This is a genomic window from Roseibium sediminis, from assembly GCF_008711325.1.
GTDB lineage: Bacteria > Pseudomonadota > Alphaproteobacteria > Rhizobiales > Stappiaceae > Roseibium > Roseibium sediminis.
Window position 1 is genome coordinate 47,013 of the sequence record NZ_VXDB01000013.1, and the last position, 18,596, is coordinate 65,608.

Consider the following 18,596-nt stretch of genomic DNA (forward strand, 5'->3'; position numbering starts at 1 on the left):
CCCTCCAGATACAGGGCAGGCAAGCATTCTTGCAAAGAGCACATAGATGAAACAGGAAAGGCCGCTGCACATTCGCAGCGGCCTTTTCTTTTGCCTTGGATAATTGCAGGAGCGACCTGATCAGCCGACGCTCGCAACCGCCCGTTCTCGGCCCGCGTCGACCTGTTCGACATTATCGTTTCGAGGCCCGGCTTTTCTCCGGTCAACGACCTTGGGGTGGCGGACGGCTATCAGCGCCTTCGTGAACCCCATGAATTTCTCGCGGCGGATTTCCGCGTCGCTGAACAGACACCTCATCTGGTTGAAGTCCAGCAGTTTCGCATCCTCGACGATTTGCATCGCGGAGTTGACCGAGTCCGCCTTCGGGTAAAACCCTGCCTTGGTGAGCAGGTGGAGCCGATAGGTGATCTGGTCAGGCAGCCAGTGAATGAAGGGCATGCGCGCATGCGCTTCTATGGGGAACCAGAAATTCGGTGTCTGGATGAAGTAGCTCTTGCCCACACGGCGAACTTCTGCGGCAAAATCGGACATTGCCCGCCAGCCACCAACATGTTCGATACAGGAATTCGAGAAGACAATGTCGAATTGCTGATCCTGATAATCGCTCAGGTTACAGGCATTGCCTTTCACACAGCGAACATTCGGCATGTCCGGAGACGCGAGCTGGTCAAAGGTGTTGATGCAGAGCACTTCGACCTTGGAAAGATCAAAGGCGTTTCCCCACGTCTGCCAATACTCGACCGTCCCGCCCAGATCCAGGATCGTGCAGGACTGGTTCGCCTCGACATACTCGTCAACGAGCTTGAGAAAAGCAGCCATCCGGTTTTTCCGGAAAGAATTGGAAGTCGATGTCGGCGAAATGTCCATGGGCTTTTCACTCGTTGGGTCACGTGCACATATTATTTAGATATATTGTCGATTGTCCCACCTACAACATCAAGTGGTATTTCTAACACTTTGTTAACTGGTTAATCTTGTTAAATATCAATATGATATGTCAATTTAGGCAATGTCACACCGGCATCAGCCGGTCGACAGCGGTCTGAATGAAGATCGACAGGGTGAAATCCAGGATCACGATTGCAAGGGCCAGCGCCACGGAGGGGCCAAGCATCATCCGTGTGACTTGGAACCGGTACCACAGGATCATCACCAGCAGGCAGAGCCATGACAGATACATGATCCCACCGGGCATAACGCCTCCCAGATACAGACAAGCCGTCAGCACATACGGGATCGACACAAACAGGCTCGTCCAGTTTCGAACCGCAATGAAGGCGGGATAGGTCCCAGTGATCCCCAAAGGCCTTGCCACAGCCGCAAGCAGGACAGGCAACGCAAGCCAGTCAAGGACCAGACCGACCAGTCTGGCACTCCAGAACGCGGTAGCCTGAAAATCCTCCGGCATGAGGTCGGTTTCTGTGAGGATCAGTTGCTTTTCCGCGACCGAAGTGACCCAGAACAGCGGCAGGAGAAGCACCAGAACCAGAAAGGAACGCCAAAAACCCACGACCGAAAGGTCGAACCATTTGAGGCCTTCCTCGCGGTTGAGAAACAGGAGCCATGATCCCTTGAGGGAAGCCTCGATCTCCCGTACCCCAATCATGATCAGGCAGTCCTGCCTTGGGCGAAATAATCCTTGAGGAACTGCAGATAGACCCGCGTCAGGCTGTCCAGATCATCAATGGCCACATGCTCGTCGATCTTGTGCATGGTCTGGCCAACCAGCCCGAACTCGACCACCGGGCAGTAATTCTTGATAAAGCGCGCGTCCGATGTGCCGCCCCCGGTCGAGAGCTCCGGGGTTCTGCCTGTTTCCGTCTGAATGGATCGCGACAAGGTCTCGATCAGGGCCTCATCCCTGGTCAGGAAAGATTCGCTGCAGTCTCGCTTGAAGGTAAGGGTCCAGTTCAGGCCGTCAGGAGCCGCTTCCTGCAGGGTTTGCGTGACCTTGCCCTTCAGGCTGTCCAGTCCCCATTGATCATTGAAGCGAATGTTGAAATTCGCGGTGACCTTGGCCGGAATGACATTGAATGCCTTGTTGCCTACATCAATCGACACAATCTCCAGATTGGATGGCTGAAACCGTTCATTGCCGTCATCCAGCACCATGGCGTCAAGACCGCCGAGCAGCTTGACCATGCCCGGAATGGGGTTGTTGGCAAGATGCGGATAGGCCGCGTGTCCCTGCGTTCCGATAACCTCAATGATTCCGGACAGGGAGCCACGGCGGCCAACCTTGATGGCATCGCCAAGCACATCCGGGTTCGTCGGCTCCCCGACGATACAGGCGTCAAAAAAGTGTCCTTGCTGTTGTGCCCATTCCAGCAGTTTCACGGTGCCGTTGACCGCGGGGCCTTCCTCGTCTCCGGTGATCAGGAAGGAAATCTGCCCGCCGAAATCCGGCCCAGACTCTTCGACATAGGAAAGCGCTGCAGCCGCGAAGGCGGCAATGCCGCCCTTCATGTCCACGGCACCGCGACCAAAGAGCCGCCCATCCTGAATATCGCCTTCAAATGGCGCGTGGGTCCAAAGGGTATTGTCACCGGGCGGCACGACATCCGTATGACCGGCAAAGACAAAATGCGGCTTTCCCGTACCAATGGTCGCAAAGAGGTTTTCCACGTCCGGCGTGTCCACGTCGCTGAATGTGACCCGGTCAACGCGAAAACCGGCGGCTTCCAGAAGTGACTGAAGTGAGGAAAGAGCTCCCCCTTCGTCCGGAGTTACGGACGGACAACGAATGAGATCACGCGCAATGCGGACGGCGGAAGACAGATCAGTCATCAGCGATAAGGCTCACGAATTGGGGCGACGGTAGTAGCTATTGGCTTCGGGGCCATAGCGATTTGGTCCCTGCGCACTTGGCAGCATGCCAAAGATGGCGACAGCCAGAAGGTTCACCAATGGAACAAAAACAAGAAGCGCCGCAAACCCGGTGATGCCAGCGTCCTGACAGCGTTTGATCACAAAGGCCAGCTCAAGCCACTGCAGGATAAAAAAGAGGTAGGGGAAGAGCGGATTGGATTCCATGAAATGCGCGAGCGTCAGGGTCTCAAGATCCGTGCTTGCATCCAGTGAAACCCACCAAAGGCGAATTGCTATCCCGATAACGACCCAAATGAAGCCGAACCCCATCCAGTAGGCCTGACGGCCCAGACGACCGAAGGGGCTGAGAAAAAGCCAGGCGAGACCCGGTGTGTAATTGGCTGGCGGAATATTGGAGTTCATGGAAAACCGTTCTTAGGGTGCAGGTTCACGCTTGGAGTTAGTCGCAAGTCCTGCCGGGATCAAGCGCGAAAGGCATAATAGCGGCATAACAGATCATTGGCCGCATCATCGCAAGGCCGCGCAGCTGTCCTCCTCCTAAAAATCCGAAAGTTTCTGCTCCCAGCCCTCAAAAATAACGGAAAATGCGCATTGGCAACGGCATACAGGAGGTGCATGCTTTGCTTTTGCAGCTTTTGGGAGGAAGCGCACTCATGGAAAATCAGGGAGCCGGAACATCCAGCAACCCGGAAGAAACTTTCCGCCCTGCGCCGGTGGTTCGGGCCATCACAGCCAATGACGTCATCGATGCCCTCTCTGCGGGCATTCGGGACTTCAGGACCGCGCCGCATATCGGATTGGTGATCGGACTGTTCTTCGCGCTTGGCGGAATGCTGGTCATTCTATCCGCATCCGCTCTGGGAATGAGCTATCTCAGCTATCCGCTGGCAGCGGGGTTTGTGCTGATCGGCCCGTTCGCTGCGGTTGGGCTTTATGAAGTCAGCCGGCGGATTGAAAGCGGCGCGTCGTTGAGCTGGCGGGACATCATCGGCACCATGTGGGCCCAAAAGGGGCGCGAGCTGTCATGGATGGCCTTTGTGGTGCTCTTCATCCAGATCATGTGGATGTATCAGGTCCGCCTGCTTCTGGCGATTTTCCTCGGCTTCCGATCCTTTGCCTCCTTCGGTGAGTTCATCTCGGAGGTCGTAGGGACGCCGGAGGGCCTGATGTTCCTCGCCATCGGTCATGTGGTCGGCGCTATCCTGTCGTTGATCCTTTTTTCCCTGACCGTCATTTCCTTCCCCCTGCTACTGGAGGATGACCGGGATTTCATCACTGCCATGATCACATCGGTGCGCGCAGTGGCCACGTCCCCCATTCCCATGATCGGTTGGGCCTTCGTTGTGACAATCGTCCTGATTGCTTCGATGATCCCGGCCTTTCTGGGGCTGGTGATCACATTGCCGATCCTCGGTCACACGACCTGGCATCTATATCGGAAATGCGTCGAACCGCCTGCAAAAGGCTAGTCGTCTGCCTCATCGTCAAAGGCGGCCTCCATGGCCGCCTTTTTGGCCTGCCACTCGCGAGCTGCTGCGATATCGGTCTCGACTGATCGATAGTCCACGCGGGTCAGATAAAGGCCATCTGCCGGGGCGACCGGCCCGCAAGCTTCGCGGTCCCGTGCGGCAAGTGCATTGCGGACGTCGTCTGGCGTCCACTTCCCCTCGCCCACCAGCCTGAGAGTTCCGACCATCGAGCGGACCTGATTGTGCAGGAACGAGCGCGAGGAGCATTCCGCGAGGACGATTTCGCCCTCGCGGCGCACAGAGAAGCTCTCAAGCGTCTTTTCGGGGCTTTTGGCCTGACAACGCGTATGGCGAAACGTTGTGAAGTCATGGTGGCCGACAAACACCTGAGCCGCCTCATGCATGGCGTCCGCATCCAGATCTGTCTTCACATGCCAGGCAAGGCCCAGTTCATGGGTCAAGGGAGGCACGCGGTTGTGGATGCGATAGCGGTAGGATCGACGAATGGCAGAGAAACGGGCATCGAAGCCCTCATGCATTTTCTCGCAGGCCAGAATGACCACCGGATCCGGCTGGCAATGGAAGTTCAGCGCGCCCATCACGGTCTTTTCCGGCCAGTCCCTGTCCAGATCGGCATGTGCCACCTGCCCGAGGGCATGAACTCCGGTATCGGTGCGCCCCGCCCCACCGATGGTCACGTCCTGTCCGCAGAATGACTTGATCGCCCGCTCAATGACCCCTTGAACGGAAGGCCCATTGGACTGGCGCTGCCAGCCGCAGAACGGACGTCCATCATATTCCACTGTCAGCTTGTAGCGAGGCATGGGAAGCTATTCGAACTCTTCAAAGGGCGTGGCAAAGGCAACTTCAATCGGCAGATTCGCCTGTCCGGCCTCGCTCAGGGCCAGGGCCATGAACGCATTGCCCGCATAGGGACCTGACACCTTTTTCGCCAGATCGGCATCAAACCCGAGCCGTGGAAAATAGGTTGGCGACCCCAGCACAAGCACGAGGTCTTCGCCGCAGGAACGCAGCTGCTCGAGAGCTGCGCGGATCAAGGCCGAGCCGACACCCTGCTTCTGGTAGTGAGGCCATACCGAAACCGGAGCAAGGCAGGACACTTTCAGGCCCTGCCCACGCCCGGTCGCGCGCGGTGTGACACGGCTGAAAGCGATGTGTCCCTGAAGTTTCCCGTCGCGGCTTTCAGCTACCTTTTCCAGAATCAACGCGCCGCAATGGCGCAGGCGATAAAGCAGGTTGGCTTCAGCTTCCTGCGCGAATGCAGCAACGGTCACATCGCGAACACAAGCTTCGTCAGCGATCGAGAAGTCGCGAATTTGAAGGTCTTCCGCCAGTGGGCTCTTGCTCATCTGTCCTGCTCCACCGACCCCTCAGGCCAGTTTGTCACCCGGTTTCAACTGTATGCCACGCAAAAACTCTGCGGCGGCCATCGGCTTTTTGCCAGCCCGTTGCACCTGAACGAGGCGCACCGCACCAGCCCCACAGGCAACCACGGGCGCACCATCAACGGACACGACCTCTCCCGGCTCACCCGATGCATCAGCCACCTCGGCACTCTTCAGCACCTTGAGGCGTTCGCTCTTGCCGCCGACGGTGATTTCGCACCACGCCCCGGGAAAGGGCGAAAGCCCACGAATGTGATTGTGAACCGACTGTCCGTCGCCAGCCCAGTCAATCCGGGTTTCGGTTTTAGACAGCTTGGAAGCGTAGGTCACACCATCTGCCGATTGTGCCACTTCCGTTAAGGCACCGCGGGACAAGGCAGCCAGAGCCCGTACCATAAGATCACCGCCAAGCGCTGAAAGGCGATCATGGAGATCGCCTGCGGTCATGTTCGGATCAATCGCAACAGTTTCGGACATGCAAACCGGACCGGTATCAAGCCCCTCTTCCATGCGCATGACCTGAACAGCGGTTTCGCTGTCGCCGGCCATGATCGCCCGGTTGATCGGAGCTGCCCCACGCCAGCGCGGGAGCAGTGAGGCATGAAGATTAAGACAGCCTTCGCGCGGCGCATCCAGAACAGGCTTCGGCAGCAACAATCCGTAAGCAACAACGACGGCAACATCCGCGTCTAGGTCTGCAAACTTCTGCTGTTCATCGGCATCTTTCAGGCTTTCCGGCGTAAAGACCGGGATGCCGACCGTTTCGGCCGCTTCATGAACAGGCGACTTCTTCAAGTCCATTCCGCGCCCTGCCGGTCGCGGAGGCTGGGAATAACAGGCAACAACATCATGGCCCTGACCAATGATTTCCATCAGGGTCGGTACGGAGAATTCCGGCGTTCCCATAAAGATGATGCGCAAAGACATGAGGCTCCTGAACTTTCCCGGTTTGCTGTGAGCGCCCTTATGGACCAATCAGGCCAGGCCAGGCAACAGGACCTTTAAGCTCTCAACCATCATGCCCATGGCGATTGCGGCCAGAATCATGCCCATCAGACGGCTCATGACGCTGGTGGCCGTCTGACCCAGGACACGGGACAGGAGCGGGGCGGAAAAAAAGGTGATGGCGAGAAGACCGATAGACGCAGCCATGGCAGCCACATACGCGATTTCCTGTGCTGCGCCGGTAGCCTGTCCGCGGAAGATGATCATGGTTGAAATGGTGCCCGGTCCAAGCAGGATCGGGATGGTCAGCGGATAGATCGCCGGATTGTCCTGCTCTGCGTGATGAGCCTTTTCGTCATCCGTCCCATGATGAGCCTTGCTTTGCTCACCGGATATCAGGTTCAGGGCGATCAGCAGGATCAGGAAACCGCCCGCCAGGCGGAAGGCGTCAACGCTGATGCCAAAGAGGTCGAGAATTCCGTTTCCGGCAATGGCGATGAGAACCGATCCGGCGACAAGGGCAAAGAGCAGCGTAACGACAACCTTGCGCTGACCAGCAGCATCCCGGTCAGCGGTCAGCGACAGGAAAACCGGAAGGTTCGCTATCGGGTTCATGATGGCAAACAGGGCCGCGAACATCTTGAGAAAAAACGCGGTATCCATGTGCCCTCCCGAACAGTCGCAAGCGGCTGTCGTCAGCTGGCCAGCTTGCCGCTCATCTTCGCGAACTTGGTGTATTTCTTCATCACCCGATCACGCTTCAGCTTGGAAAGGTAATCGATAAAGAGCTTGCCATCCAGATGATCAAGCTCGTGCTGGATACAGGTTGCCAGAAGCCCCTCGGCTTCCATCTCCTGATCCTCACCGTCACGGTTGAGAAACTGGACCCGAACCTTGGCCGGACGTTCCACTTCCTCGTAATATCCGGGGATCGAGAGGCAGCCTTCCTCGTAGGTCGAGAGATCTTCGCTGGTCCAGACGATTTTCGGATTGATGAAGACGAGCGGTTTTGGCGGTTTGCCGTCCTTGGCAACATCCAGAACAAACAGACGTCTGAGTTCACCGATCTGAATCGCGGCCAGCCCAACGCCGGGCGCGTCATACATGGTGTCGAACATGTCATCGACGAGTTTCTTCACGCCGTCATCGACCTTTTCGATCGGCGCACAGATCTCGCGCAGCTTTGAGTCCGGAATTGTCAGAATAGTACGTATCGTCATGAGTTTCACATAAGCAAACAGGCCGTGCGGGTCAATCACCAGCTCATGGGAAAAACCTTCAAACACACTGCAAAGTGGTGCTTGTGCAGCTGCAGCACACCCCGAATCGTTCTATGTTTGTTTCATGATGGATTCTCTCTTTATTGTCGCCGGGCACCCTGTCTCCGTTCTGGAGGCCAGCGTCGCTGGCGGCCTCTTGCTTCTGGTCATGCTGTTCTGGATCGGCCTTCGGACCCTTGGACAGATGCGCCGGACAGCAGAAAATGATGCCGCAGCGCGCGAACGCATTCATGAGCTGGAGTTTCACCTCTCGGAACTTTTAAAGTCCCAGGGCGAAATGACTGGGCGCATGCAAACGATGGCCGAGGTCTTTGGTTCGCGTCAGTCCGACCTGATGCGGGCGGTCAACGAGCGTCTGGATGGCATGGGGCACAAGCTGGGCCTCTCCATGGCGGACAGTGGCAAGCAGACCCATGAGGGCCTTAGGCAGGTGCATGAGCGCCTTGCGGTGATTGATCGCGCGCAACGGACAATCACGGATCTGTCCACACAGGTTGGAGACCTTCAGGCAATCCTCTCCAACAAACAGACACGCGGGGCTTTTGGACAGGGTCGCATGGAGGCGATCATTCAGGACCAGCTGCCGCCAAGCGGCTACTCATTTCAGGCAACGCTTTCAAACAACAACCGGCCGGACTGTCTGATCCACATGCCCAACGGCGCACCACCGCTTGCCATCGACGCCAAGTTTCCGCTGGAGGCCTATAATCTCATCCGCAGGGCTGAGACCGACGAACAGCTGAAAGTGGCCCACACCCAGTTCAGGCGCGACTTTGCCAAGCATATTCAGGACGTGAAGGAGAAGTATCTCATTTCCGGCGAGACGCAGGACACTGCGTTTCTTTTTGTGCCGTCTGAAAGCATCTTCGCCGAACTGAACGAGCGGTTCGAGGACATCATCCAGAAAGCTCACCGGGTGCGGGTTGTCATTGTCTCCCCATCCCTGCTGATGCTCTCCATTCAGGTCATTCAAGCCGTACTGCGCGACGCGAAGATGCGCGAGCAAGCCCATCTCATTCAGGCTGAGGTCGGACACTTGATGGATGATGTCAGTCGCCTGAATGACCGCGTCAACAAATTGCAGACGCATTTCCAGCAGGCCAACAAGGACATCGACCAGATCCTGATCTCAACGGACAAGATCACCAAACGGAGCCGCAAGATCGAGGATCTGGATCTCGGGCAGCCGGATGGCTCCGATGCGCCCCGGGAAGACATTTCAGCCCACCGGCCAACTGCAATTTCGGGTTAGGCAAGTCTTCGGATTGCGGTAACGGCACCAAATTCATTGGCGCCAATTCGCTCGATTGCCGCATCCAGCGGCTCGGTGGCAACGGTCATGCTGCGACCATTGGCGTGAAGCAACTGGTTAGGCCCCTGAACGATCCCCACATGCCCGCGCCAGAAAATCAGATCCCCCCGTTCCAATGCATCTACGGGGGTATCGAGCGGCAGGGCAATCCCTGCATCTTTCTGCTGCATATCGCTGTCGCGCGGAAGGCGGATACCACCTTCCGCCGCAGACAACTGGACGAGCGCAGAGCAATCCAGTCCGGCGCCGCTGCGACCTCCCCACAGATAGGGAACATTCAGAAATTGCTCGGCGACCTTTACCCAATCCTCTTCCCGGTGGTTAAGGGGCGCCAGATGATGCGCCACAACAAAGGTTCCATCAGCCAACCGCGCATAACGAAGATCACGGGTCACGGTCTCGTCACCCACAACTACCCTTGCGCCGATTGTTAGCCGCCCCTCGACTGGAAACTTGAGGTCAGGCCCTGGGTAGCGAAATGTCGTGAGAGCAGTAACACGATGGGTTGCATCACGAGGCTCTTGAAGTGCGTCAGACGAGAACCACCCGACATATCCGTCCGTTTGAAGCTGTCCCCAAGCCCAGCCTTCCGCTGTCTCGTCGAAAACGTCCACCAGCTCTCCGAAAAGCCCCTGGGTATCGATCCCGCAGTCCTTTCGAGGTTCCTTTCGAAAATCGAGAACCGGCGCAGTGATCATGCGCAGATGACCATCGACAAACCGCTTGGCTTCGACCCTGCCCTCATATGCGCGGGCTGCCAGGTCCGGACGCACCGGATGTAGTCGACGGTCGAGTTGTTCGCTCATGACTGATGGTCCAGATTTTTCGTGTAACAGGAACGCCGCCTAACGCGGCAGCTCCTTGGCCTTCTCAGATACCAGATCGCCAAGATGCTCCAGATAAAGAGACCCCTCGACGGTTCTGGTAATGATCACGTTGCGCTTGTCAGCCTCGTCCCGCTTGCGTGACAAGAGACGCAAGCTGCCAAGCGTATCAAGCGCCCTCGTGATCGCCGGTTTGGTGACGTTCAACTTTGCAGCAAGCCCCCGCACGGTATGCGGAGGCGGTTCAAGATAGACGGTCAATAGAATTGTCAGCTGACGGGCGGAGAGATCCTGTTCGCTTTCGCGAACAAGAGACAAGTTTACTTCCTGCATGAGCCGCAAGGCCTGAGAAGGCCGCAGTTCCACCGGCATGTTTGATCTCTCTACCCGTTCAAATCGGACAGATTCTATCGGAATTCCGTTTCGCTTCCGTTACATTTTTCCAGCGTAGCGTTCGGAAATCAAATCAAACAGACACCGTATCCCCTGTGCTTCCCCACCTGATGGCTTGCCCGGCTTGTCGGACGGGTTCCAGGCGTAAATGTCGAAATGCGCCCAGGACTTTGCGTTTTCGACAAAGCGGGACAGGAACAGGGCCGCTGTGACGGAGCCGGCGAAACCCGTTCCGCTCGTATTGATGTGGTTGATGTCCGCAATCGGGCTGGTCATATATTTGAGGTAGGGCTTCCAGAGCGGCATCCGCCAAAGCGGATCGGCAGCCGCATCCGCCATGAGGGCGATATCCTCGGCCAATTCCTTGTCATCAGTGTAGAAGGGCGGGAGGTCCGGACCGAGCGCAACACGGGCAGCGCCGGTGAGCGTTGCCATATCAATCAACAGGTCTGGCGCCTCTTCATCGGCGAGAGCAAGAGCATCTGCAAGGATTAGACGGCCTTCTGCGTCCGTGTTGCCGATCTCAACCGTCAGACCCTTGCGGCTCTTCAAAATGTCGCCCGGACGGAAAGCATTTCCGGAAATCGCATTTTCAACACACGGCACCAGCACCCGCAGGCGAACCGGCAGCTTTGCTTCCATGATCATTGAGGCAAGGCCAAGCACATTTGCAGACCCGCCCATGTCCTTTTTCATCAAGGCCATCCCGCTGGCCGGTTTGATGTCCAGGCCGCCCGTATCGAACACGACCCCTTTCCCCACCAGCGTGACCTTGGGCGCATTTTCATCCCCCCACGAGAAGTCGGCAAGGCGCGGAGCTCGATCGCTGGCGCGGCCCACGGCATGGACCATCGGGAAATTTTCGTTGAGCAGATCATCCCCGACGATGACCTTCCCTGTTCCTCCAAACCGCTGGAACAGATCAGCGACTGCAGAAGCCAGTTCTTCCGGTCCAAGGTCATTGGACGGTGTGTTGACAAGATCACGGGTGAGAGTGACGCCGCTCAGGATTGTGTTCAACCGGTCAAGGTCGATCTCATCCGGAACCGCAAGACGCGGGCGCGGCGTCGCGGACTGGCGGTATCGGTCAAAGCTGTATGCGGAAAGACCAAAGCCTAGGATAATACCGGCGGCATCTTCCAGATTTTCGGGCAGCAGATAATCTCGCGCTGGCAGCGATGCAATTGCCGCCCCAATGGCGAAGGGAGCCGTATCCTCGCCCGGCTCCATGCCAAGCAGCACAACTGTATCCGTCTGACCGTTAGACGGCACGAGAAGCGTCTGCCCCTGTGCGCCCTTGAACCCTCCGAACTCGGCGAGCGTTTCGGCACTGGCACCTGCTTCCTTTAGCCTTGCTTCCAGATCGGCCGAAAAGACCGGAATGATGGCTATCGGGCGCTCGGCCTGAGCGGGACGGATCAGGACTTCTTGCACTTTTTGCTCCTGCTGACGAGAGAGTGATGGTGGTTCAGAGACTTAAGCCTTTGCCGTCAAGTTGGCAATCCGGCGCTTTCCAAGGGAACGCAGCGGAGCTTAACCAAGAATTAGGGTTAATAACCTATTGCTGGAAATCCAGAATGCGAAAAGTACCGCTCGAGGATTGAGCCATGAACAGGTTAGACACCCAAACTGCTGCAAAGCGCCGTCGTCGTCTCATGGCGGTTACCGCCCTTCTTTCTGCATTGACAGTTCTCGGCGGCTGCGCTTCTTCCAACAAGGGAAACGTCGGCACCCATTCATCGGCAACTCAGGGCGTCGATGTCGTGCCCGGTACCTCCGAAGCGCGCCAGGCTGTTGCCTACTGGTCGAACGCCTATGAAAGGGACCGGAACGACCGGAAAGCAATCCTCGGCTTTTCCGAAGCGCTGATCACGAATGAGCAATTTGTGCAGGCCAAGGCCGTCCTGCGTGCCGGTGTCATCACCCATCCCCGCGACAGGGATATTGCGAGCGCCTACGGCAAGGTACTTGCAATGAATGGCCAGCTCGAAGAGTCCCTCAATGTGATCCAGCAGGCGCAGGATCCACAAAAACCGGACTGGAAGCTTCTGTCTGCGGAAGGTGCGGTTCTGGACCAGATGGGACGTCATGAAAACGCCCGCCAGATTTATCAGCAGGCCCTCAAGATCGTCCCGGACGACGCAAGCCTCCTGAACAACCTCGGTCTTTCCTATCTTCTGTCCAACCAGCTTCCCGAGGCCGAATACACCCTGCGCAAGGCTGCGGCCCTTCCGACCGCTGATAGCCGGGTTCGTCAGAACCTTGCACTGGTGCTTGGGGTACAGGGCAAGTTCGACGAAGCAGAAAAAGTTGCAACAGCTGAGCTGGATCCCCAAGAGGCGGAAGCGAACATTGCCTATCTCCGGAGCATGCTGAAGGGGCGCGGCTGAGCAGAAGCCGCTTCTCGCGGCTTCCATAGCCAAGGCAATCTAACAAATCAAAATCGTGAAAATAAGAAGCCCGGACTGATCAAATCAGTCCGGGCTTTCTCTTTTTGATGTCCTTCAGACCGCAGCGAAGCTGTTGTTAGGTCCGTCAGAAATCCTAACCGCCGGTGAGGTCCATAACCTGCATGATTGCAGGAGCCATGATGATCACGAACAGTACCGGCAAGAAGAATACAATCATCGGCACGGTCAGTTTTGGGGGCAGAGAGGCAGCCTTCTTTTCGGCTTCCTGCATGCGGGCCTCACGATTGTCATCAGCCATGGCACGCAGTGCCTTTGCAACGGGTGTACCGTAGCGTTCAGCCTGAATGAGCGCCATCACGACGTTCTTGACGTTCTCCATGCCAGTTCGTCTGGCAAGGTTTTCATAAGCCGCGCGTCGTTCCTGAAGGTAGGAAAGTTCAGCCGTGGTCAGCGTCAATTCCTCGGCAAGGTCACCTGACTGGACACCGATTTCATCGGCGACCCGCTGCATGGCCACCTCGACCGACATACCCGCTTCCACGCAGATGAGCATGAGATCGAGCGCATCCGGCCAGGCGCGACCGATAGATTTTTGACGCTTGGTGATTGTGTTCTTCAGATAGATGTTGGGCACATAGTACCCGATGGCTCCGAACACGGCAGCAATCAGAAGTGCCAATCCAAACGGCTGCTTGATGATCACCGCAGAATAGAACAACGCGGCAACAAACAGTGCAGGCGGCGCGAATACGCGTGCAAGGGCATATTTGTAGATTGGGCCCGGACCCCGAAAGCCTGCCTGGGCAAGGCGTGTCTTCACACTTGCATCATTGATCGTGGCTTGAAGGTTAAACCGGTCCGTCAGCTCCTTCATGCGAGCTGTAGGCTGTGTGCCACGCAGGTTCTTGCGCGAATTCTTGCCGTCACCGGCGAGCCTTGCCCGTTCACGCTGACGAATGCGGTCACGCTCAAGTGCCACATTCTTCATGCGATCTTTCAAGCCGTCGCGCTCAAACAAGGGCGTAACCACTACATAGAGCGTTGCGGTCACCGAAATCATGACGACAAACGAAGCTATGATCTGAACGAAATCCAAGCCAGCAAACATTGTACTACTCCTTAGAAATCGAAGTTGATCATCTGACGCATCACAAGGACGCCGGTCAACATCCACCCAAGGGCACCCGCAAGGATCAGATTACCGTTCAGTGTGCTGAAAAGAGGCTCCATGTAGTTCGGTGCCAGCAAATGAATCGCGCCAGACACGAGAACCGGCAGCGCTCCAATGATCATCGCAGAACTCTTCGCTTCAGAGCTCAATGCAACGATCTTGCGTTTGAGAGACTTACGACCGCGCAAAACTCGGGAGAGGTTTGCCAGGGCTTCTGACAGCGCACCACCGGAGGACTGCTGAACAGAGACCACGATCGCAAAGAAGTTTGCTTCAGGCAGCGGAACCCGCTCGGGCAGCTTCATGAAAGCTTCCCCCATCGAAATCCCGACCTTCTGGGCTTCGACGATCTTGGCAAATTCTGTTGAGACGGGCGCCCGCGCTTCGTTTGAGACAACACGGACACAGTCCGCAAGCGGCAAACCTGCCTTCACACCGCGAACAATGATATCGACAGCGTTGGGCAGCTCATCGAGGAAATCGTTGAAGCGACGCTTGCGCTTGGAGTTGATGTAAAAGCGCGGCAAGCCAAAGGCTCCGGAAAACCCGCCAGCCAAAGCAATAATCGCGTTTCCGGTTATGATCATCAAAAGCACTGCAGATACAAAACCGCAGCCAATGCTGATCTGCCAGAAGCGTTTCAGGCTCCAACTCAAGCCAGCCTGCTCAATCCGCAGGCGGAGTGAGGGTTTTGTTCGAAGTTCTGTTTTTTGCTGGGTCTTCTGGTCCAACTGGTCCAGCTGATCCTTCACAGTCTTTCGCCGACGGTCCGCGTCCTTGTTCACTTTTGCCAAACTTGCGCTGCCGACAGACCGTCTGGAAACGGACGACATTCGTTCGTTGCGGCGCTTGTTTGCGCTCATCGACGGCTGCAGGAAGGCGAAGAGAATACCGCCAATGCTGAAAGCGACCAGAAGCATGACTGCCACAGTGGTCATTTCGCTCGTCATTACGGTATCAAGGTTTTCCATGGCTACTCTTTACCCAGTACATCAATCGGACACGTTTGCATCGTCCAGAGCTTCTGCAAGACGCTGCTCTTCGCCGTAGTAACGCGCCTTTTCCCAGAACTTCGGCCGGCCGATACCCGTGGAACGGTGGCGACCCAGTATCTTGCCATTCGCATCTTCACCAAGCATGTCATACAGGAAGACATCTTGAGTAATGATTACGTCGCCTTCCATTCCGAGAACTTCGGTCACATGCGTGATCCGACGGGAGCCATCACGCAGGCGAGAAGCCTGAATGACCACGTCGATCGAAGAACAGATCATCTCGCGCAAGGTCCGCGAAGGCAGCGTGAAGCCGCCCATGGTAATCATCGATTCAAGACGCGAAAGAGCCTCACGCGGAGTGTTGGCGTGCAGCGTGCCCATTGAGCCGTCGTGGCCGGTGTTCATGGCCTGAAGCAAATCGAACGCTTCAGACCCGCGCACTTCACCAACGATGATACGTTCGGGACGCATACGCAGACAGTTCTTGACGAGGTCGCGCATGGTGATTTCACCCTCGCCCTCGATATTAGGCGGTCTGGTTTCAAGGCGAACCACATGCGGCTGTTGCAGCTGAAGTTCCGCCGAGTCCTCGCACGTAATGATGCGTTCATCACTTTCGATGAAGGCGGTCATACAGTTCAACAGCGTCGTCTTACCCGAACCGGTACCGCCCGAGATCAGGATGTTACAGCGACTGCGGCCGATGATCTTTAAAACTGTCGCGCCTTCTGGCGAAATGGCTCCAAAGCGCACCAACTGATCCAGCGTAAGCTTGTCTTTCTTGAACTTACGAATTGTCAGTGCCGGCCCATCAATCGAAAGCGGCGGTGCAATCACGTTCACACGAGAACCGTCAGGAAGACGGGCGTCACAGATCGGGCTTGAATCATCGACGCGGCGTCCGACCTGGCTCACGATACGCTGACAGATGTTCATCAACTGCGCATTGTCGCGGAACTTGATCGGTGTCATCTGGGTCTTGCCCATCGTTTCGATGTAGACCGTGTGGGCACCATTGACCATGATGTCGGCAATATCGTCGCGGGCCAGCAAGGGCTCCAGCGGGCCGTAGCCGAGAACGTCGTTACAGATGTCTTCAAGCAGGTCTTCCTGCTCGGAGATCGACATAACGAGATTCTTGAGCGAAATGATGTCGTTGATGACATCGCGAATTTCGTCGCGTGCCTCATCTGCTTCCATCCGCCCGAGTTGCGACAAGTCAATCGCTTCAACGAGCGCGTTGAAGATTTGTGCCTTTGTCTCGTAGTACTCGTTCGTCTTCGCCTTTGCCGGCTTTTCAACAGTTGGCTGCGGCGGCGGAGGAGGAGGTGGTGGTGGCGCAGCTTTTTGAACCGGCTTTGCCTGAACGGGTTCCGTAGCACGCTCCTGCTGAGCAACAGGAGCAGCAACGGGAGCCGGTTCCTCAACGGGCATTGCGGGAACCGGCCTTGGTTGACCTTGTCCTGCGTGCCCTTGTGATGTCCCGCGTCTTCCAAACATTTTGTCTGCAACCCCTGTTAGTCAGATGCTCGTTAATATCGATCAGCGTCCAAGCTTTGCCATCAGGGCGCTTAGACCAGATCGCTTGTTCTTTGCCGGATTCACCTTGCCCAAAACCGTGTTGGCCAAATCCGAGAACGTATCCGAAATCGCATGCTTGGCATCAACCTCGCAGATCATTTGACCGTTATTTGCCGCTGTTCCAAACAACTGCGGTTCAAATGGAATCTGGCAAACGAGATCCAGGCCGAGCGCATTGGCGAATTCTTCCGGCTTGATTTCCGGACGCTTGGGGACATTCACCCTATTGATGACCAGCCGAGGCGACCGATCATTCGGGCGCAGCTGCGCCAGCACATCCACCACGTTCTTTGCGTTACGCAGGTTGGCCAGATCGGGTTCTGCAACAATGACCACTTCATCGGATGTCATGAGGACATTCCGGGTCCAACCATTCCAAACATGCGGAACGTCCAGAACGATCGACGGGGCAGCGGCACGCATGACGTCCACGAGAATCTCGTAGGCGCCTTCGCCCTGATCATATGTCTTGTCCAAAGTTGCCGGCGCAGCAAGCAAGCTGAGATGCTCGGAACACTTTGCCAGAATACGATCAAGCAAGGTCTGATCCAGACGATCTGGAGCCGAAATCGCCTCAAAAACGCCCTGAATAGGATCCTGATTGAAGTCCAGTCCTGCCGTACCGAATGGCAAGTCAAGATCCGCCACAACGACGTCGTGTTGGAACTGGCGTCCGATCGACCAACCGGTGTTGTGCGCGACCGTCGACGACCCGCACCCGCCCTTTACGCCGAAGAACGCAATTGCGCGCCCAAGAGGCTCTGCGTCGGGATCAGCGTAAAGACCGCTGATGGATCCGATCAACTGATAGATGTCGACCGGGCTGACGAGATAGTCACTGACCCCGGCCTGCATCAACTCGCGATAGAGCTTCACATCATTGAGGTCACCCAGCACGATAACCTTCGTGCCGGCATCGCAATACTCCGCGAGATTATCGAGTTCGCCCAATACGTTGCCATTGGACGCCTTGACTTCGACAATAATCAGATTTGGGGTCGGCGCCTGCGAGAAATACTCTACCGCAGCCGCAATCCCGCCAAGATGCACTTTCGTGTGCGCCTTGGCCATACGCCGATCTTCCGCCGCGGCCTCAACGGTTCTGGCGGAATGATCTGACAGACAGAACGCCTGCACCGAAATTCTGGGCACCGGAGGAAAGTGGGAAGTATCCACCTGCGAAGAGAGTGCCTCTTCCGGTTGGTAAGAGGCCTCATGCGAAGCTGCTTTTGGCTGAACCGTCACACTCATGGGACCCTCACTCTGAAACCGCTGCGCCTACACCTTCGGCGAAAGTGCTCGCAGTGGTTTTTCCTTCACGGAAATTCTTGTAAACATTCGCGCGTCTTGCCTGATCCGCCGGTGCCGTTGCACGCGGTGACAGCAAGTCAGACGGATTTTCGACCATCGCCGCAAGATTTGCCTGCGTGGCGCAGCCGTAGTTCCCGTAGTCGATGTTCTTGTTCGGAACATTGCCCAGGTTTCCGTCCCAAGACCCGCATGGGCCTGCCGTAGCCTGAATTCTTGGATAGGACAGGCGAATTGGGGCATCTGCCGATGCGTCGCCCACGCTATAGCTTCGTGTCGAAATCGCTCCCGCCGACAATCCACCCGCCCTCAAGGCGCTGCGGATCTGGGGAACAACCGAGTGGACAGCTGCCTCATTCCGGCTACCCGACGGCACCAGGATCTCCACGCGGCCGTTGCCACGTTTGCGGGAATCTGCACCGAAGCCCTCAATCGTTCCTTTGAGACTGTTGTTGAGGTTGCGCATATTCGCACCGACCGGAAGATCGAGAACCTCAGGCTGCTCGGTGACGACGATCGGATGACGCAGGCTGTAGTCCGTCAACGCGAGCTGGCTGTTGTTCTGTCCCACGGTTTGGGAGTTGCAACCGGCAAGAACCAGGGAAACGAGGAATGTCGCTCCAATTGCGGTTCGAGACCGGGACATTTTGATGGCTACCATTTTCTCGTCCG

20 protein-coding genes are annotated in these 18,596 nt (G+C 56.7%); 3 read left to right on the forward strand and 17 right to left on the reverse strand.

Annotated elements, in window-relative coordinates; translation table 11 throughout:
* Window positions 1-120: 120 nt before the first annotated feature.
* The 4 genes from F0155_RS14125 to F0155_RS14140 form a co-directional block, all read right to left on the reverse strand.
* Window positions 121-819 carry a class I SAM-dependent methyltransferase gene (locus F0155_RS14125; protein ID WP_208999280.1) on the reverse strand — a complete coding sequence of 233 codons (699 nt, stop codon included), beginning with the start codon at window positions 817-819 and terminating at the stop codon, window positions 121-123.
* Between the two features lie 193 nt (window positions 820-1,012).
* Window positions 1,013-1,606, reverse strand: coding sequence for a hypothetical protein (locus tag F0155_RS14130; protein ID WP_150525178.1), 594 nt, complete (start codon window positions 1,604-1,606; stop codon window positions 1,013-1,015).
* Between the two features lie 2 nt (window positions 1,607-1,608).
* Window positions 1,609-2,787 (reverse strand): succinyl-diaminopimelate desuccinylase, encoded by a 1,179-nt coding sequence (dapE, locus tag F0155_RS14135; RefSeq protein ID WP_150525179.1) that lies wholly within the window; start codon window positions 2,785-2,787, stop codon window positions 1,609-1,611.
* Window positions 2,788-2,799: 12 nt separating this feature from the next.
* On the reverse strand, window positions 2,800-3,231 hold the full coding sequence (locus F0155_RS14140; RefSeq protein WP_150525180.1) for a DUF805 domain-containing protein: 432 nt from the start codon (window positions 3,229-3,231) through the stop codon (window positions 2,800-2,802).
* A gap of 251 nt (window positions 3,232-3,482) precedes the next feature.
* On the opposite strand from F0155_RS14140, the gene F0155_RS14145 reads away from it, so the two are divergent.
* Window positions 3,483-4,298, forward strand: a complete 816-nt coding sequence (locus tag F0155_RS14145) for a DUF2189 domain-containing protein (RefSeq protein ID WP_150525181.1) — start codon at window positions 3,483-3,485, stop codon at window positions 4,296-4,298.
* Here F0155_RS14145 and truA read toward each other — a convergent pair.
* Genes truA through def form a run of 5 tightly spaced genes read right to left on the reverse strand, consistent with a single transcriptional unit; the run spans window position 4,295 to window position 7,869 of the window.
* The gene (gene truA / locus F0155_RS14150) at window positions 4,295-5,122 is read right to left on the reverse strand and encodes a tRNA pseudouridine(38-40) synthase TruA (RefSeq protein WP_150525182.1); all 828 of its coding nucleotides are present in this window, start codon (window positions 5,120-5,122) and stop codon (window positions 4,295-4,297) included. The two genes, F0155_RS14145 and truA, sit on opposite strands and share 4 nt — an antisense overlap.
* Before the next feature lie 6 nt (window positions 5,123-5,128).
* Complete coding sequence (locus F0155_RS14155) at window positions 5,129-5,668, reverse strand: GNAT family N-acetyltransferase (RefSeq protein WP_150525183.1); 540 nt, start codon at window positions 5,666-5,668, stop codon at window positions 5,129-5,131.
* A gap of 21 nt (window positions 5,669-5,689) precedes the next feature.
* Entirely contained in the window at window positions 5,690-6,625 is a 936-nt protein-coding gene (gene fmt, locus F0155_RS14160; protein ID WP_192913820.1) for a methionyl-tRNA formyltransferase, read from the reverse strand.
* Between the two features lie 54 nt (window positions 6,626-6,679).
* Entirely contained in the window at window positions 6,680-7,312 is a 633-nt protein-coding gene (locus F0155_RS14165) for a MarC family protein (RefSeq protein ID WP_150525185.1), read from the reverse strand.
* Window positions 7,313-7,344: 32 nt separating this feature from the next.
* A complete protein-coding gene (gene def, locus F0155_RS14170) occupies window positions 7,345-7,869 on the reverse strand; it encodes a peptide deformylase (protein WP_150525186.1) in 525 nt (174 codons plus the stop codon).
* Window positions 7,870-7,996: 127 nt separating this feature from the next.
* Between def and F0155_RS14175 the strand changes: the two genes are divergently transcribed.
* Window positions 7,997-9,181 (forward strand): DNA recombination protein RmuC, encoded by a 1,185-nt coding sequence (locus tag F0155_RS14175; protein ID WP_425299953.1) that lies wholly within the window; start codon window positions 7,997-7,999, stop codon window positions 9,179-9,181.
* Here F0155_RS14175 and F0155_RS14180 read toward each other — a convergent pair.
* From F0155_RS14180 to F0155_RS14190, 3 genes are read right to left on the reverse strand one after another with little or no spacing between them, the layout of a single operon-like run.
* Complete coding sequence (locus tag F0155_RS14180; RefSeq protein ID WP_150525188.1) at window positions 9,178-10,047, reverse strand: C40 family peptidase; 870 nt, start codon at window positions 10,045-10,047, stop codon at window positions 9,178-9,180. The genes F0155_RS14175 and F0155_RS14180 overlap by 4 nt on opposite strands.
* Before the next feature lie 39 nt (window positions 10,048-10,086).
* The gene (locus tag F0155_RS14185) at window positions 10,087-10,437 is read right to left on the reverse strand and encodes a MarR family transcriptional regulator (protein WP_150525189.1); all 351 of its coding nucleotides are present in this window, start codon (window positions 10,435-10,437) and stop codon (window positions 10,087-10,089) included.
* A gap of 60 nt (window positions 10,438-10,497) precedes the next feature.
* A complete protein-coding gene (locus F0155_RS14190) occupies window positions 10,498-11,892 on the reverse strand; it encodes a leucyl aminopeptidase family protein (protein ID WP_150525190.1) in 1,395 nt (464 codons plus the stop codon).
* A gap of 173 nt (window positions 11,893-12,065) precedes the next feature.
* On the opposite strand from F0155_RS14190, the gene F0155_RS14195 reads away from it, so the two are divergent.
* Window positions 12,066-12,848, forward strand: a complete 783-nt coding sequence (locus F0155_RS14195; RefSeq protein WP_192913815.1) for a tetratricopeptide repeat protein — start codon at window positions 12,066-12,068, stop codon at window positions 12,846-12,848.
* A gap of 154 nt (window positions 12,849-13,002) precedes the next feature.
* On the opposite strand, the gene F0155_RS14200 is transcribed toward F0155_RS14195, so the two are convergent.
* The 5 genes from F0155_RS14200 to F0155_RS14220 are packed head-to-tail and all read right to left on the reverse strand — an operon-like array spanning window position 13,003 to window position 18,585.
* Window positions 13,003-13,977, reverse strand: coding sequence for a type II secretion system F family protein (locus F0155_RS14200; protein ID WP_150525191.1), 975 nt, complete (start codon window positions 13,975-13,977; stop codon window positions 13,003-13,005).
* An 11-nt stretch (window positions 13,978-13,988) separates the two neighbouring features.
* Window positions 13,989-15,011: a type II secretion system F family protein gene (locus F0155_RS14205; RefSeq protein ID WP_150525192.1), complete on the reverse strand. Its 1,023-nt coding sequence runs from the start codon at window positions 15,009-15,011 to the stop codon at window positions 13,989-13,991.
* A gap of 21 nt (window positions 15,012-15,032) precedes the next feature.
* Window positions 15,033-16,535: a TadA family conjugal transfer-associated ATPase gene (locus tag F0155_RS14210; RefSeq protein ID WP_204934479.1), complete on the reverse strand. Its 1,503-nt coding sequence runs from the start codon at window positions 16,533-16,535 to the stop codon at window positions 15,033-15,035.
* Between the two features lie 42 nt (window positions 16,536-16,577).
* On the reverse strand, window positions 16,578-17,867 hold the full coding sequence (locus F0155_RS14215; protein ID WP_150525194.1) for a CpaE/TadZ family protein: 1,290 nt from the start codon (window positions 17,865-17,867) through the stop codon (window positions 16,578-16,580).
* A gap of 7 nt (window positions 17,868-17,874) precedes the next feature.
* Window positions 17,875-18,585 carry a CpaD family pilus assembly protein gene (locus tag F0155_RS14220; protein WP_150525195.1) on the reverse strand — a complete coding sequence of 237 codons (711 nt, stop codon included), beginning with the start codon at window positions 18,583-18,585 and terminating at the stop codon, window positions 17,875-17,877.
* Window positions 18,586-18,596: the final 11 nt, after the last annotated feature.